The organism is Streptomyces sp. NPDC005722, assembly GCF_040630935.1.
Taxonomy (GTDB): Bacteria; Actinomycetota; Actinomycetes; order Streptomycetales; family Streptomycetaceae; genus Actinacidiphila.
In genome coordinates this window covers 64,466-79,473 of the sequence record NZ_JBEXYN010000021.1, presented here as the reverse complement: position 1 = coordinate 79,473, position 15,008 = coordinate 64,466, and the positions used below count along the sequence as shown (strand labels likewise).

The window sequence follows — 15,008 nt, the reverse complement described above, 5'->3', positions numbered from 1 at the left end:
GGGCACCCCTGTCCGCCGTCCTCAGGCGGCCGGCCGGTGGCGGGAGTGCAGCAGTTCGCCCACGGCGACCGCCGCCGCCATGGCGGCCCCCGCCAGCGGCACCGCCGCGCTCCCGCAGAAGGTGCTCGCCAGCACCAACAGGGCGCAGACGGGCAGCACCGCGTGCTCGGCGAACCCGCGCTTGGCGCTGCGGGAGTGGATCAGCCAGACCGTCAGCAGGAAGAGCGCGGTCGGCACCGTGACGGCGGTCGCGGCGGCCGTCTGCGAGATGTGCGCCTTGTGCACGGCCTGCTCGACCACCACCTCCAGCCCCGCCCCGATGGCGGCGGCCGAGCCGAAGACGAGGTAGTGCCCGTAGCCCCACAGGAACGCCCGCGCGCTGCTGGTGAGGTGCTGGTGGACGGGGATGGCGAAGTACAGCCAGTAGGCGGAGAACACGATGAGCAGTCCTCCGAGGCCGACCGGCAGCAACTCGCCGAGCGCGGAGAACTCGTCGACGGCCGACTGCACGGCCACCGTCGCGGCGGCCACCGACTCACCGAGCACGATGAGGGTGAAGAGGCCGTAGCGCTCGGAGATGTGGTGCGGGTGCCAGGTGGTGCGCTGCGCCCGCTCGGCCCAGACGGGAACCACCAGTTCCGCGACGGCCAGGATCAGGAAGCCCCAGTACCACAGCCCGCCCACGGGCTGCAGCAGCAGGACGACCCATCCCACCTGGACGACGACGAGTCCGGCGGCGTAGCTCAGCGCCGTGGTCCGTGCCGGTCCGGTCGCGTTGCGTGCCGCGCGCAGCCACTGGAAGGCCAGTGCGACGCGCATGATGACGTAGCCGGCCACGGCGATCGAGAAGTCGTTGGCGTCGAAGGCACGGGGGACCCCGGCCGCCAGGACCAGGACGCCGGTGATCTGGACGAAGGTGGCGATGCGGTAGGGCACGTCGTCGGTGTCGAAGGCCGAGGCGAACCAGGTGAAGTTCAGCCACGCCAGCCAGATCGCGAAGAAGACCAGGCAGTAGCCGAGGACACCCTGCCCTGCGTGCCCCTCGGCGACCGCGTGCACCAGCCGCGCGCCGGCCTGCGCCACCGCCACCACGAAGCAGAGGTCGAAGAACAGCTCCAGCGGGGTGGCGACCCGGTGCGGCTCGTGCGGGTCGCGGGGCGTCATCCGGACCAGCGGGCGGAAGCGGCGGTCCGGCACCGCCTGATCGTGATCGGTCATCCGCGCATCGTAGGCGCTGCGCACGTGCCCGCGCCCGGAGGACCGGGCGCGGGCACGCGACGGGGGACGGGGCGGAGGTCAGCCGGTGCTGCCGTCCTGGAGCATTCCGGCCCGCAGCCGGGCCAGGGTGCGCGAGAGCAGCCGGGAGACGTGCATCTGCGTGCACCCCATGATCTCGCCGATCTGGGACTGCGTCAGTTCCTCCACGTAGCGCAGGTGGAGCAGCCGCCGGTCGCGCTCGTCGAGTTCCACGACGAGCGGGGCGAGCGAGCCGAGGTCCTCGACCAGTTCCATGGCGGGGTCGACCGCACCGATGAAGTCGGCGAGCACGGTCTCGCCGTCGTCGCCGTCGTCGCCGTTCATGGCGGCGTCCAGGGAGGACGCGGTGTAACCGTTGGAGGCCACCTGGGCCTCGACGACCTCGGCCTCGGAGATGTCCATCAGCGCCGCGAGCTCGCCCACCTTCGGGGCACGGCCCAGCCGGGAGGACAGCTCGTCCCGCGCGCGGGCGAGTTCCACCCGGCGCTCCTGGAGGCGGCGCGGCACGTGCACGGCCCAGGTCGTGTCGCGGAAGAAGCGCTTGATCTCACCGACGATGTACGGCACCGCGAAGGTGGTGAACTCCACCTCGCGCGAGATGTCGAACCGGTCGATGGCCTTGATCAGCCCGATCGTCCCGACCTGGACGATGTCCTCCATCTCGTCGCTGCGCTCGCGGAAGCGCTTGGCCGCGAACCTCACGAGCGACATGTTCATCTCGATGAGGGTGTTGCGGGCGTACTGGTACTCGTGGGTGCCCTCCTCGAGCACCGTCAGGCGCTCGAGGAAGAGCTTCGACAGGCGGCGCGCGCTCGTGGGAGCCACGCTGCTCGGGTCGGTGATCTGCGGCAGTACGTCGACCTCGGGGCTCTCGACCCCGGTGCTCGTCCCGCTCACCTCGGCGATCACGGCTCCTCCTCGCACCTCTGCACCTCTGCGTCGTGTTCGTACGTTGCCCCTCGGGTACCCCCTCCGCGCGGAAGCATTCCCCCCGATCCCGGAAGGACGTGAATCCCGCCGGCGGCAGCGTAGGACCGGCCGGCCCGGGCAGACCAGAGAGGGACCGATGATGCCTACGGGGTGATCGTGCGTGTACATCATTGACCTAGACGCGGAGGGCGGGGGGCTCCTGCGGCCCACCACCGCGGAGCGGACGCTGCCCACCACCATCGGCGAGGCTCGTGACTTCGCCCGGACCAGACTCAAGGACGTCGATCCGGAGCGTGTCGAGGACTGCCTGCTGGTCGTCTCCGAACTGGTCACCAATGCCTTCCGGTACGGCGGCGGGCTGGCGGGCCTCGACGTGGAGGCGGCGCAGGACGCGATCCGCGTGTCCGTCCAGGACCACAACGACGAGCTGCCGGCCGCGCCGCCGCCGTCCGACCACTTCCTGCCCGGCGGCTACGGGCTGCGCCTGGTGCGGCGGCTGGCCCGGGACGTCCGGGTGACGCTGCTGCGCGCGGGCGGCAAGGTCATCCACGTGCACCTGCCGCGCTGACGCGCCGCTCCCCCGGCCCCCGCCACGACGTCGTACGTGTGGGCGAACGGATTGCGGTAACACGCACCTTTGGTGCAAGGAGACCCGCACCACGGTCAGTTCGAGCGTCGGGGCCGGACGACGGCCCCCGGGAGGCAGACACCATGACCACGGGCATCATCATCGGGGCGGTCGTCGTCGTTGTCCTGATCGCCCTCGCCGCGGTCGCCACGCAGCGGCGCGGCGGCGGCACGGGACGGTTCAGGCGACGCTTCGGGCCGGAGTACGAACGCACGGTCGCCCGGCACGACGGCGACACGGAGGCGGCGCACCGGGAACTGCAGGAGCGCGTAGACCGGCACGGCGGCCTGGACCCGGAGCCGCTGAGTGCACGTCAGACCGAGGAGTACCGCGTCGAGTGGGCCGCCCTTCAGGAGCGGTTCGTCGACTCCCCCGCCCAGGCGGTCCAGGACGCGTCGCTGCTGCTGGACCGGCTGGCGCACGACCGCGGGTTCCCGGAGCACGGCTCGGGCGAGCAGATCGACGCCCTGTCGGTCCACCGCCCGCGGCACCTCCAGGCCTACCGCGACCTGCGCGGGGTCGCGGAGACCCGCAACGACGGTGACCGCGCCGCGGCGGACACCGAGGAACTGCGCGCGCGGCTGCTCGGCGCCCGGGCGCTGTTCGACGACCTCATCGCGGTGGACAAGGAGCCCCGCACCGCCTCGCGCGAGGACGGCGCGGGTGGACCGGGCTCCGGCCGACGCGGCTCCCACCGCTTCCACCTCCCCTCCTGGAGCAGCCGATGAACCCCACGCACGAGCACCACGACACCGACCGGGACGACGTGCCGGACCGTACCGACGCCACCGGCACGTCCGATCGGACCGACGCCACCGGCACGTCCCACCGGACCGACACCCCCGACCGGACCGACACCACCGGCACCCCCGCCACGGCGACGGACGGCGCCGGACGCGAGGAACGCAACGCATCCGCCGGACGCACCCCCGGCACGCCGAAGTCCCCCGCGCGGCGCGGCGCCCAGGAGAAGGCCGAACCGCCCGCCGCGCGCCGGCCCGCCGGATGGTCGCGGCCCGAGGACGGCGAGGAGCAGGCGGGCGCCGCGAAGACCGCCGGCGGCACGTCATCGGCGGCGGAGGGGCCCGGCGCCCCTGACCGGCCCGCGGCCGCCCCGCGTCCGGCGCGGGACGAGCGGGTGCCCGCCCCCGGCACGCCGGCACGGCCGGACGGCACGGGGGACAAGCTGCGGCAGCGGCTCCAGCACGCGGTCGGCGGCTTCGTCGACGAGCCGCGCCACGCCGTGGAGGAGGCCGACGAGGTCCTCGGTGAGGCCACCGAGCGGCTGATCGGCGAACTGCGCGGCCGGCGCGAGGAACTGCGCACGGGCTGGCGGGCCGGCGGGCACGACGGCGGCGACACCGAGAAGCTGCGCGTGGCCCTGCAGGGCTACCGCGACCTCGTCGACCGCGTCCTGCACGTCTGAGGACCGTGACGTGCGCACGAAACGCACGTGACCTGAACGACAGGAACGCGGTGGCCGGGAGACCCGAGGTCTCCCGGCCACCGCGTTCTGCGCGCACCGGTCAGTCGCCCGCGTGACGGTACCGGGCCCAGAGCGGCAGCCCGTACCAGCAGACCAGGTACCAGACCAGGACGCCGGCGACGAGCCACGGGACGAAGTCGTCGTGGGTGGCGGCGCGCAGCACCAGCAGCAGCGCCGAGGTCATCGTGGCCAGCAGCAGCACGAGCCCGACGAAGGTGAGCCGCGAGGCCCAGCGCACCGCCTGCGGCTTGATGCGGCTCCCGGAGACGATCCGGTGGAAGGAGACCGGGCCGATCAGCGCCCCGGTCGCGCAGGCGCCGAGCACCACGGTGACGATGTAGATCGTGTGGTCGGTCGTCCCGAGCCGCTGGTAGTGCGGGGTGAACACGACGGTCAGCAGGAAACCGAAGAGGATCTGCACGCCCGTCTGGGCGACCCGCACCTCCTGGATGAGCTCTCCCCACTTCCGGTCGGCGCGCTCCTCCTCGGTCTCGTCACGCCCGGTCGCCGGGCCGGTCCGGCCGTCCTCGTCGTCACTGGGCACGGCACCCTCCCACTGGTCGATCGTGCGTCTCATGGCTGACTTACCACCGGCCGCCCCCGTGGCGCGCGTCGAGCCCCGGGCACGCCGAGGGACGGCGACCGGTCCGGCCGCCGTCCCGAACGCGGTCCGGCCGCCCCCGCGGGGGCGGCCGGACCGCCGGCCCGCCGGGCGCGGGGCCCCCGGCGCCCCCCCCCCCCCCCCGGCGCGGCGCCGCCCCCGCCGGGCGCCCCCCCCCCGCGGCGCTCACCGCCGCGACCTGCTCCGCGACAGCAGGCTCACTCCGACGGCCGCGAGGCCGATCTGTATCAGCCACTCGATCCAGTCGACGCCGTCGGTGTCGGCGACGCCGACCCCCTGGGCGATCGCGCTGCCGATGAAGGCCGCGACGATGCCGACGACGATCGTCCACAGCACTCCGATCGGCTGCCGCCCCGGCGCCACCAGACGCCCCAGCACACCGATGATCAGACCGATCACGATGGCACTGATGATGCTCGAGATCTCCATCTCCACCTCAACCCCAGCTTCGTCCGGCGCCTGGCCGGAAGTGTGTTCGCACCACGCGGATACCCCCGGTCGGACACTCCACGCAGCCCACCCGGCGCCCGGTCGCCGGGTGTGTTCCGGCCGCGACGGGGCACCCGGTGCACCGAAGGCAGTCGGGGCAGGGAGGCCGGAGTGGACACGACGGTGGGTGCGGGCGCGGTACGGCCCGGGACGCAGGGGAGGAAGGCGATCCGCGCCGGGGCGCGGGCGGGCCTGACAGCGCGGGGGGTCATCTACGCACTGCTCGGGGTGCTGGCGCTGCGGGTCGCCTTCGACGGGTCGCGTGAACAGGCCGACCGGGGCGGCGCGGTGGCCCAGCTCGCGGACCAACCCTTCGGCGGGTTCCTGGTCTGGGCCCTGGCGGTGGGGTTCGCCGGGATGACGCTGTGGCGGTTGTCGGAAGCCGTGTTCGGTGCGGCGGGACCGGACGGGGACAAGGCCGGCAAGCGGCTGATGTCCGGGGCCCGCGCGGTGTTCTACGGTTTCGTGACGTACTCCGTGGTGACCTTCGCGGTGAACGGCTCCTCCGCCGGCGGTTCGAGTGACGAGACCTCGAAGGACGTCACCGCGCACGCCCTGGGCTGGCCCATGGGCCGCTGGCTGGTGGGCGCGGCGGGCCTGGCCCTCGCGGGGGCCGGGGCGTGGATCGCGGTGCGGGCGATCATGCGGCGCTTCCGCAAGCACCTGCGGACCGGCGCGATGTCACCGCGGGTCCGCAAGGTGGTCGACTTCCTCGGGGTCGCCGGCGGGACCAGCCGGGGCGTGGTGTTCGCCGCCGCGGGCTGCTTCGTCGTCGTCGCGGCGGTGCGCTTCGACCCGGACCGGGCGAAGGGCCTGGACGACACGCTGCGCACGTTCCGGGACACCCCGGCCGGGCCGTGGCTGCTGGCGGTGATCGCGGTGGGCCTGGCGCTGTTCGGGGTGTTCTCCTGGGCGATGGCCCGCTGGCGGCAGGTCTGAACCGCGCCGGCCGGGTCAACGGCCCGGGAGCTTCACCACCGTCACGAAGAAGTCGTCGATCTGGCGGACCACGTCGATGAACCGGTCGAAGTCCACCGGCTTGGTCACGTACGCGTTGGCGTGCAGTTTGTAGCTGCGCAGGATGTCCTCCTCGGCCTCGGAGGTGGTGAGGACGACGACCGGGATGGTGCACAGGTCGGCGTCGGCCTTGATCTCGGCGAGCACCTGGCGGCCGTCGAAGCGGGGCAGGTTGAGGTCGAGGAGGATCAGCCCGGGGCGCGGCGCACCGGCGTGGGCGCCGCGCCGGTTGAGGAAGTCGAGGGCCTCCTCGCCGTCCCGTACGACGTGCAGGACGTTGCGGACCTTGTTCTCCTGGAACGCCTCGCGCGTCATCAGTTCGTCGCCGGGGTCGTCCTCCACGAGCAGCACGATGATCGGTTCCGGTTCCTGCACGTTCACGCGGACCCTTCCTCCGGTGCGGGTTCCCGCTCGGCGGTCGCCGGCAGGGTGAAGCGGATGCGGGTGCCCTCCGGCCGCCCGGGGTCGAGCCAGATCCGTCCGCCGTGGTACTCCACGATCTTCTTGCACAGCGCGAGCCCGATGCCCGTACCGCCGTAGCTGTCGCGGCTGTGCAGACGCTGGAAGATGACGAATATCTTGTCGGCGAACTCCGGCGCCACACCGATGCCGTTGTCGGTGACGGAGAAGCGGAGCATGCCGTCCCCGTTCGAGGGCACCGCACCGTCCGGCGTCCCCGGGTCGTCCAGGGTGATGGTCACCCGCGGCGGCCGGTCCTCCGCGCGGAACTTGACGGCGTTGCCCACCAGGTTCTGCCAGAGCATGGTCAGCAGGGTCGGGTCGCCCACGGTGGCGGGCAGCGCGGGCGGCCGCTCGACGACGGCGTCCGACTCCTCGATCGCGACGGACAGGTTGCCCAGCGCGCGGTCCAGCGGCTCGTCCAGGGCGACCGGCACACTGGCGTCGCCCAGCCGCCCGACCCGGGAGAACGTCAGCAGGTCGTTGATGAGCACCTGCATGCGCTTGGCGCCGTCGACGGCGAAGGCGATGTACTGCGTGCCGCGTTCGTCGAAGCTGTCGCCGTAGCGCTTCTCCAGCAACTGGCAGAAGGACGCCACCTTGCGCAGCGGTTCCTGCAGGTCGTGGGAGGCGACGTAGGCGAACTGCTCCAGCTCCGCGTTGGAGCGGCGCAGTTCGCCGGCCTGCAGCTCGCGCAGTTCGCCCTCGTGGCGCAGCTGTTCCGCCTTGCGCCGCGACTCCCCGAGCTCCGTGACGATGCGCAGCCGCATCCCCTCCACGGCGGTCCCGACGGCGTGCAGGTCGGCGGGGCCGTGGGCCGGGATGCGGCGGTCGTACTCGCCGCCCGACACCTCCTGCACGGCCTCGCGGAGCCGGTTCAGCGGCCGGACGACCACCAGCCGCACCACGGCCGCGAGCGCGACGGCGGTGAGGAAGAACGCCAGGACCATGAGCCCGAAGACCCGGTCCCGCAGGGTGCGGGCGTCCGCCAGCTGCCGCGTCCCGGCGGCGCGTTCGGCGTCCAGCCGGCGGACCTGCGCCGCGGACAGGACGCGCACCCGGTCGAAGGCCTCCTTGCCCCGGCGGGTGGTGGCCGCGTCGGGGGTGCCGCCGCCGAGGGCCTTGGTGCGGTCGACGACCTGCTGTGCGTACCGCCGGCGCCAGTCGGCGGCGGCCTGCCGCAGCGCGTCGAGGTCGCGGACCAGTTCGGGCAGGCCGTCCACCAGGCCGCGCGTGCGCCGGGCGGCGTCCTCCTCGACGGCGCGGCCGCGGGTGTAGGGCTCCAGGAAGTCCGGGTCGCCGGTGATGGCGTAGCCGCGGACCCCGGTCTCCTGGTCCACCAGGGCGGTCTGCAGGCGGTAGGCCTCGACCCGCGCGGGCGAGACCCGGTCGATGAGGTGGTCCGAGACCTCCGCCGTGCGGCGCAGCTGGGTGAAGCCGACGCCCGCGGCCACGGTCATGAACACTCCCAGGGCGGCGAGGACCAGCACGATCCAGCCCTGGACGGTCAGCCGCGCGCGGGCGGCCGTCACGACGAGGCGTTCCAGGTGAGGTGGACCACGGCCAGGTCGTCGTCCAGGCCGCCGTGGTCGGCGGCCAGGGCCTCGGCGCGGGCGATGATGGTGTCGACGAACTCCGAGGCGGGCAGCGTGGCGTGCGCTCTGGCCAGGGCGAGCAGGCCGTCCTCGCCCAGCCGTCCCTGGTCGGTGCGGCCCTCGAACAGCCCGTCCGTGAAGAGCATCAGCGACTGGCCGGGGCGCAGTTCCAGCCGGCCCTCGGGCCAGTCCCCCTGGCCGGGCACCACGCCCAGGGCGGGCCCGCGGGGCGGTTCGACGTACTCGACGGTGCCGTCCGGGGTCAGGCTGAGCAGTCCGTGGTGCCCGGCCCGCCACACACGGGCGCTGCGGCGGTCCGGGGCGAGGGTGAGGATGGTGGCGGTGGCGAAGATCTCCGGGGCGGCGCGTTCGGCGACCAGCACCTGCTCCAGCAGGGCGAGCTGCCGGGAGCCCTCGACCCCGGTCAGCACCAGGGTGCGCCAGGCGATCCGCAGTCCGACGCCGAGCGCCGCCTCGTCGGGCCCGTGCCCGGACACGTCACCGATGAGGGTGTGGACGACGCCCTCGTCGGTCTCCACGACGTCGTAGAAGTCGCCGCCGAGGAGGGCGTCCGCCCGGCCGGGACGGTAACGGGGCGTGACGGTGACGTCCTTGGTGCGCAGCATGGGCAGTGGGAGCAGCCCCCGCTCCAGGCGGGCGTTCTCCTGGGCCCGCATCTGGCTGGCCCGCAGGGCGACGGCCGCGCGTTCGGCCTGCTTGCGTTCGACCGCGTAACGCAGCGCGCGGCCGAGGAGTTCGCCCTCGACGCGTCCCTTGACCAGGTAGTCCTGGGCCCCCGCGGACAGCGCGGCCAGGCCGGTGCGTTCCTCGGCGAGACCGGTGAGCACGACGACGGCGGCGCGGTCGGTGAGCGACAGGGCGCGGCCGAGGGCGTCGAGGCCCTGGCCGTCGGGCAGGTGCAGGTCGAGCAGGACGCAGTCGGCGGGGCGCGCGGCCAGTTCGATGCCGGCTTCGGCCAGTGTGCGCACCCAGCGCAGGTCGACGGGCACCCCGCTGTCGGCGACCAGTTCCTCCACGAGCAGCGCGTCCCCCGCGTCGTCCTCGACGAGGAGGACGGCGAGCCGGGTTCGCCGGCCGTCGCCCTGTCTGGGGACGACGCCCTCGGGGGGCGTCAGCGTGTTGCCTTCCACATCGTCTCCCCACCCTGCGGTGGCCCCGGGTGGGGCGATCGGATCGTACGCGACCGGCACCCGGGCCGGGTGGCCTTTGGGACAGTGCCGATCATCTTCGATCATTGCCGTTTGGCAACAGTAGTCGAACGCAACAATTGCACGAAGGGCCGCCCGCACGCCAACGTGTCCGGGCGCCGTCAGCCCGCCCACGGGCACGCCCCGGACGGCTACGCGGTGTGACTGTGCTCCCCGGCAGCCGGCACGGCACCGAGCCCCGTCGACTCGGCGGCCGAACGGAACGCGGTCAGCCCCTCCAGCAGCGCGCGCCGGGCCCGTTCGGGCATCGCCGCCACGACCGTCGCCAGTTCCCGCTCGCGGCGTTCCCGCAGCTGGGCGAGGAAGGCGACGCCGCGCGGGGTGAGCCACAGGCACACCTCACGGCGCGAGGTGGGGCTGGTGTCCCGGGTGAGGTAGCCCACCGCCTGCAGGCGGTCGCAGAGCCGGCTCACCGCGGGCGGCCCGGCGCCCAGGACGTCGCACAACGTCCGCAGGTTGATCCCCTCGTTGCCCTCCAGCGCGAACAGCAGGCGCAGCTGCGAGGGCGGCACGGGAGGGTCCCCCGCGTCCCTGCCGCGGCCCCACAGCACCTCGAGTGCCTCGACCACGGACGACGCCGCGGCCAGGGCGGCGTCCCGCTGCGATCCGGCGGTGGCGGGCAAGAGACCCTCCTCACGGCGTGCCGCCCGCGGGATACCGCCGGCGAGCGGGTAGACGAAGACAGGACAGGGCGCGCCAAACCGCGCGCCACCACGCTAACCGACCCGCCCACCGACCCAGAAGGACCGTCACACCCCGGTGAACCGACACACCCCGCTCGCCGCCGAACGCGCCCTGCGCGCGGCGCCCCCGCACGCCCTGCCCGCCGCCCTCGCGGACGTCCTGCGCACCCACTGCGCGGCCCGCTCCGTGGAGGTCCTGCTCGCCGACTACGGCCTGGCGGCGCTCCAGCCGGTCTCCGCCCCCGAGCCCGCGGAGGCCGCCGTATCCCTCGCGGCGACGCCCGAGGGCCGGGCCTTCGGCGCCCAGGAGCCGTTCGCCGAGCCGGCGGGCGACGGCGGCGTACGCCTCCACCTGCCGGTGAGCGTGCGCGGCGACCGGATCGGCGTGCTCAGCGTCACCCTCCCCGGTGAGCCCGCGCCCGAGGAGGTGCGCGACCTCGCCGAGGTCGCGGAGATCCTCGGCCACCACCTCCTCGTCGCCGACCGGGACACCGACCGCTACCTGCACGCCCGACGCCGGGAGCGGCTCACCCTCGCCGCCGAGGTGCAGTGGGAACTGCTGCCCGGACGGGCCTGCGCCCGGCCCGAGTACGCCCTCGGCGCCCAGTTGGAGCCCGCCTACGACATCCACGGCGACAACTTCGACTGGTCGGCCTCCGCGACGGACCTCACGCTGTCCGTCACCAACGGCATGGGGCAGGGCATCGAGGCCGCCCTGCTGACCAGCCTCACCGTGAACGCCCTGCGCAACGCCCGGCGCGCCGGCGTCCCCCTCGCCGACCAGGCCATGCTCGCCGACCAGGCCGTCTACGCCCGCCACCGGGGCGACCAGTACGTCTCGGTGCTGCTGATGCGCTTCGACCTGGTGACCGGCGCGGCCGAGGTGGTCGAGGCCGGATCGCCGCGCGTCTACCGGCTGCGCGGCTCGGCGGTGGAGCGGATCGGCTTCGAGGCGCAGTCGCCACTGGGCATGTTCGAGGACACCCCCTACGTCCCGCAGCCCTTCGAGGTCCGCTCCGGGGACCGGCTCCTGGTGGTCAGCGACGGCGTGTACGCGACCGCCTCGCCCGGCGGCGAGACGTACGGCGAACGCGCGCTGTCCCGTGCGGCGCTGGCCACCCGGCTGCTCCCGGCCGCGGACGTCCCGCGCGCGATCCTGGGTGAACTGCCGGGCCACCGCGTCCTGCCGGAGGCGGAGGACGACGCCCTGGTGGTGTGCCTGGACTGGCGGTGAACCGCAGGGTGGAGCTTGCCTGGTGAGGGGCGATGGGGAAGACTCTTGCCGAAGGGCAACTGTTTGCCCAGCCAACCTTCGTCCAGGTACGAGAGGGTGACCGGAGCGAGCCCGACGGTCCCACACGGCCCCGGCCTTGCTCCTACCGCATTGTGACGTCTCTCCCGCCTCCGCGCTCCACAGTGGTTCGAGAGCAGGGGTCAGGCACCTCCGCTCGGGTCGGACTGCGGGTGCTGCGCGCGCTGATCGATTCCCTGACCGAGACCGCCGTCGTGGTGTGCGACCGTGCCGGGGTGATACGTGCCGTGAACGCCGTCGTCACCTCCTGGGCCCCGCAGGTCGTGGCCGGCCGTCCGCTCGCCGGCACCGCCCCGGCGTGGCTGACGGCCGCGGACGCCTCCGGTGCCCCCACCGCCCACGGCGGCGTGGGGCGCCGGCAGGTGACCGCGCGCCGCGCCGACCTCCCGGGCGGGCACCACGCCTGGTACCTCACCGACGTCACGGACGCCCGCAGCACCGACCGGGAACTGCGACTCGCCCACGAGCACACGGAGTTCCTCGCCGAGGCGTCCGCCCGGCTGCTCTCCTCCCTCAACCTGCGCAAGTGCCTGGCCGCGACGGCCGAACTCGCCGCCACCCGGCTCGCCGACGCCGCGGTGGTCATCACCCCGCCCGACCGGCGGGGGCTCCGGCTGACCCGGGCGGTCGCGGACCGCCCGGGCGTGGAGGAGTGGTGCCTGTCCGCCGACCCCGCCGAAGTGCCGGGGCTGGCCGAGGCCTTGGCCGGCTTCCCCCCGGTCCCGTCCCGCTGGATCGATCCCGCGCGGGCCCCGGACTGGCTGCTCCCCGAGGACTTCGGCACGCCGGAGTCGCTGCTGGTGACCCCGCTCCCGGGCAACGGGGTCCCCGCGGGCGCCGTCGTCCTGATGCGCCGCTCCGGCGGGCCGTTCACCGTCGAGGAGGAGACCTTCGCCCGGGTCTTCGCCGCCCGGGCCGGAGCCGCGATCTCGGCGTCCGTCCTCTACACCGAACAGGCGCGCAGTGCCGCCGTGCTCCAGGAGGACCTGCTGCCGCCGCTCCTCAAGCCCATCAAGGGCACCGAGGTCGCGGGCTCCTACCGGCCGTCCCGCGAGACGCTCCGCGTCGGCGGGGACTTCTACGACGCCTACCCCGCCGAGGACTCCGACGGCGAGAGCACCGTGGTGCTCGGGGACGTGTGCGGCAAGGGGCTGGAGGCGGCCGTCCTCACCGGCAGGATCCGCAACACCCTCAGCGCCCTGCGGATGGTCGAGACCGACCACGTACGGCTGCTGACGCTGCTCAACCACGCGCTCCTCAACACCGCCCACGCGCGCTTCGCCACCATGGTGCTGGCGGGCGTCACCCCGCTCGGCCACGGCCAGGTGCGGCTGCGGCTGACCGCGGGCGGGCATCCGGCCCCGCTCATCCTGCGCGCCTCCGGCGAGGTGGAGGAGGCCGACACCACCGGCACCCTCATCGGCGCGGTACCGGACGTACGGGCCACCACCTTCACCACCGTGCTGCAGCCCGGCGAGAGCTGCCTGCTCTACTCGGACGGCGTCACCGAGGCCCGCGGCGGAGTGACGGGTCGTGAGTTCTTCGGCTCGGAGCGGCTGAAGACGACCGTGGCCGGCTGCGTCGGCATGCCGGTGGAGGCCCTCGTCGAACACGTGGAGATGCGCACCACCGAGTGGCTCGCCGACCGCCCCCACGACGACATCGCGCTGGTCGGCATGGCCGCCCCGCGCGGCACCCACCTGAGCGCGGTGAACGGCCACGGACCGGGCAGGTTCACGGGATGAGCACCGTGAACACCCGCCGGGCCGCCGCCGGTCCGGCCGAGGACCGGGCCGACGCCCTGTTCGCCGCCATCGCGGACGGCGACGAGTACGCGGCGGTGGCCGTCGTCAAGGCGGCCGTCGACGACGGACTCCGGCCTGAGCGCATACTGCAGGAGGTCGTCGCCCCGGCACAGCGGCGGATCGGCAGGGAGTGGGCGGCCGGCCGGATCACCGTCGGCCAGGAGCACGCCGCGACCGCGATCAGCGAGCGCGCCGTCGCCGCCCTCACCGGCGCGCCGCCGGACCGGCGTGCCTCGCCGCCGCCGGGCCGCGTGGTGGTCGCCTGCGTGGACGGCGAGTGGCACACCATGCCGGCGCGGCTCGTCGCCGAGACGCTGCGGCTGCGCGGCTGGCAGGTCGACTTCCTGGGCGCCCACGTCCCGGCCCGGCACCTGGTGGCGCACCTGCACGAGACCGGCCCCGACGCCGTGGCGCTGAGTTCGTCGCTCAGCGTACGGCTGCCCAAGGCGCACGCCACGATCACCGCCTGCCAGGCGGCGGGCGTGGCGGTGCTGGCGGGCGGCCGGGGCTTCGGCCACGACGGCCGGTACGCGTTCCGGCTCGGCGCGGACGCCTGGGCGGCGTCGGCCCCGGACGCGGCCGACCGGCTGGCGTCGGCCTGGCCGCCGCAGGTGCGGCAGCCGCACGAGACCCTCGCCCACCTCGCCGACGACGAGTACACCCTGGTGGTACGGGCCAGGTCCCGGCTCGTCGCCGGGACCATGGAGGCGCTGCCCGGCGTCCTCCCGGCGAGCCGCTCGTACACCGGGCACCAACTCGACCGCACCGCCGAGGACCTGGGCCACATCGCCGACCATCTGGCGGCCGCGCTGTACGTCGACGACGCGGAGCTGTTCCGGGACTTCCTCGTCTGGACCGCGCGGATCCTCGCGGCCCGCGGGGTTCCGGCGACCGCGCTGACCGTGAGCCTGGAGCTGATGGCCACGAGCCTGCGCGACTTCCCCCGGGCGCTCGCGCTCATCGCGTCGGGCGTCGCCGCGATCCGAGGGACGGAGGAGGTGACCGGCCCGGAGCGGCCGGCGAACACCGCATGACGCACTCGCACCTGCCACCCCTGCACCTGACGACCGAGCTCCCCGGCCCCGGCACCGGTCCGGGCACCGTGGTCCTCCGCGTCACCGGGGACCTCGACCACGAGACCGCGCCGGACCTGCTGGACGCCGTGTCGGGCGAACTCTCCCCCGGCGACCCGCCCGCGGAGCTGGTCCTCGATCTGTCCGGGGTCGCCGTGTGCGACTCCTCGGGCCTGTCCGCGCTGATCGTCGCCCTGCGCAGGACGTCGGCCGCGGGCACGGCCCTGCGGCTGACCTCCCTGCCGCCGCAGTTGCTGCGGGTCGTCAAGGTCACGGGCCTCGCGGCGCACTTCGCGGCCGCCCTCGACGCCGACCCCCACTCCCGCCGCCCCGCGGAGTCCTGAGCCCCGCGTCCGACGACCCTCATGGGATCACGCCGCACCGTCCGTGCATCGCCGACGGCGGCACACGCGCCCCGGCGGC

General features: G+C 74.2%; 16 protein-coding genes. 8 read left to right on the top strand and 8 right to left on the bottom strand.

Annotated features, from left to right (window positions below; all coding sequences use genetic code 11):
* Positions 1–21 precede the first annotated feature (21 nt).
* Both ABZ479_RS23510 and ABZ479_RS23505 read right to left on the bottom strand, forming a co-directional pair.
* Entirely contained in the window at positions 22–1,218 is a 1,197-nt protein-coding gene (locus tag ABZ479_RS23510; protein WP_500463413.1) for a low temperature requirement protein A, read from the bottom strand.
* A 78-nt stretch (positions 1,219–1,296) separates the two neighbouring features.
* Positions 1,297–2,166 (bottom strand): RNA polymerase sigma factor SigF, encoded by an 870-nt coding sequence (locus tag ABZ479_RS23505; protein WP_500463412.1) that lies wholly within the window; start codon positions 2,164–2,166, stop codon positions 1,297–1,299.
* A 181-nt stretch (positions 2,167–2,347) separates the two neighbouring features.
* On the opposite strand from ABZ479_RS23505, the gene ABZ479_RS23500 reads away from it, so the two are divergent.
* From ABZ479_RS23500 to ABZ479_RS23490, 3 genes are all read left to right on the top strand, one after another.
* Positions 2,348–2,755 (top strand): ATP-binding protein, encoded by a 408-nt coding sequence (locus ABZ479_RS23500; RefSeq protein WP_499602963.1) that lies wholly within the window; start codon positions 2,348–2,350, stop codon positions 2,753–2,755.
* Positions 2,756–2,898: 143 nt separating this feature from the next.
* Complete coding sequence (locus ABZ479_RS23495; protein ID WP_500463411.1) at positions 2,899–3,543, top strand: hypothetical protein; 645 nt, start codon at positions 2,899–2,901, stop codon at positions 3,541–3,543.
* On the top strand, positions 3,540–4,241 hold the full coding sequence (locus ABZ479_RS23490) for a hypothetical protein (protein WP_500463410.1): 702 nt from the start codon (positions 3,540–3,542) through the stop codon (positions 4,239–4,241). Before ABZ479_RS23495 ends, ABZ479_RS23490 begins: the two co-directional genes overlap by 4 nt.
* A 100-nt stretch (positions 4,242–4,341) precedes the next feature.
* Here ABZ479_RS23490 and ABZ479_RS23485 read toward each other — a convergent pair whose 3' ends face one another.
* Together ABZ479_RS23485 and ABZ479_RS23480 are read right to left on the bottom strand one after the other, a co-directional pair.
* Positions 4,342–4,878 carry a DUF6328 family protein gene (locus ABZ479_RS23485; protein ID WP_500463409.1) on the bottom strand — a complete coding sequence of 179 codons (537 nt, stop codon included), beginning with the start codon at positions 4,876–4,878 and terminating at the stop codon, positions 4,342–4,344.
* Positions 4,879–5,088: 210 nt separating this feature from the next.
* Positions 5,089–5,352, bottom strand: coding sequence for a GlsB/YeaQ/YmgE family stress response membrane protein (locus ABZ479_RS23480; protein WP_499602970.1), 264 nt, complete (start codon positions 5,350–5,352; stop codon positions 5,089–5,091).
* A gap of 171 nt (positions 5,353–5,523) precedes the next feature.
* Here ABZ479_RS23480 and ABZ479_RS23475 point away from each other — a divergent pair, with 171 nt between their 5' ends.
* On the top strand, positions 5,524–6,351 hold the full coding sequence (locus ABZ479_RS23475) for a DUF1206 domain-containing protein (protein ID WP_500463408.1): 828 nt from the start codon (positions 5,524–5,526) through the stop codon (positions 6,349–6,351).
* A gap of 15 nt (positions 6,352–6,366) precedes the next feature.
* Here ABZ479_RS23475 and ABZ479_RS23470 read toward each other — a convergent pair whose 3' ends face one another.
* The 4 genes from ABZ479_RS23470 to ABZ479_RS23455 form a co-directional block, all read right to left on the bottom strand.
* A complete protein-coding gene (locus tag ABZ479_RS23470) occupies positions 6,367–6,804 on the bottom strand; it encodes a response regulator (protein ID WP_499603288.1) in 438 nt (145 codons plus the stop codon).
* Positions 6,805–6,806: 2 nt separating this feature from the next.
* Positions 6,807–8,420: a sensor histidine kinase gene (locus tag ABZ479_RS23465; protein WP_500463407.1), complete on the bottom strand. Its 1,614-nt coding sequence runs from the start codon at positions 8,418–8,420 to the stop codon at positions 6,807–6,809.
* Positions 8,417–9,634 carry a PP2C family protein-serine/threonine phosphatase gene (locus tag ABZ479_RS23460; protein WP_500463406.1) on the bottom strand — a complete coding sequence of 406 codons (1,218 nt, stop codon included), beginning with the start codon at positions 9,632–9,634 and terminating at the stop codon, positions 8,417–8,419. The genes ABZ479_RS23465 and ABZ479_RS23460 overlap by 4 nt, the downstream gene beginning before the upstream one ends.
* A 209-nt stretch (positions 9,635–9,843) precedes the next feature.
* Positions 9,844–10,335 (bottom strand): MarR family winged helix-turn-helix transcriptional regulator, encoded by a 492-nt coding sequence (locus ABZ479_RS23455; RefSeq protein ID WP_500463405.1) that lies wholly within the window; start codon positions 10,333–10,335, stop codon positions 9,844–9,846.
* A gap of 136 nt (positions 10,336–10,471) precedes the next feature.
* Between ABZ479_RS23455 and ABZ479_RS23450 the strand changes: the two genes are divergently transcribed.
* From ABZ479_RS23450 to ABZ479_RS23435, 4 genes are all read left to right on the top strand, one after another.
* Positions 10,472–11,629 (top strand): PP2C family protein-serine/threonine phosphatase, encoded by a 1,158-nt coding sequence (locus ABZ479_RS23450; RefSeq protein WP_500463404.1) that lies wholly within the window; start codon positions 10,472–10,474, stop codon positions 11,627–11,629.
* A gap of 230 nt (positions 11,630–11,859) precedes the next feature.
* Entirely contained in the window at positions 11,860–13,452 is a 1,593-nt protein-coding gene (locus ABZ479_RS23445) for a PP2C family protein-serine/threonine phosphatase (protein WP_500463403.1), read from the top strand.
* Positions 13,449–14,546, top strand: coding sequence for a cobalamin B12-binding domain-containing protein (locus ABZ479_RS23440; RefSeq protein ID WP_500463402.1), 1,098 nt, complete (start codon positions 13,449–13,451; stop codon positions 14,544–14,546). The genes ABZ479_RS23445 and ABZ479_RS23440 overlap by 4 nt, the downstream gene beginning before the upstream one ends.
* Entirely contained in the window at positions 14,543–14,929 is a 387-nt protein-coding gene (locus tag ABZ479_RS23435; RefSeq protein WP_500463401.1) for an STAS domain-containing protein, read from the top strand. Before ABZ479_RS23440 ends, ABZ479_RS23435 begins: the two co-directional genes overlap by 4 nt.
* Positions 14,930–15,008 lie beyond the last annotated feature (79 nt).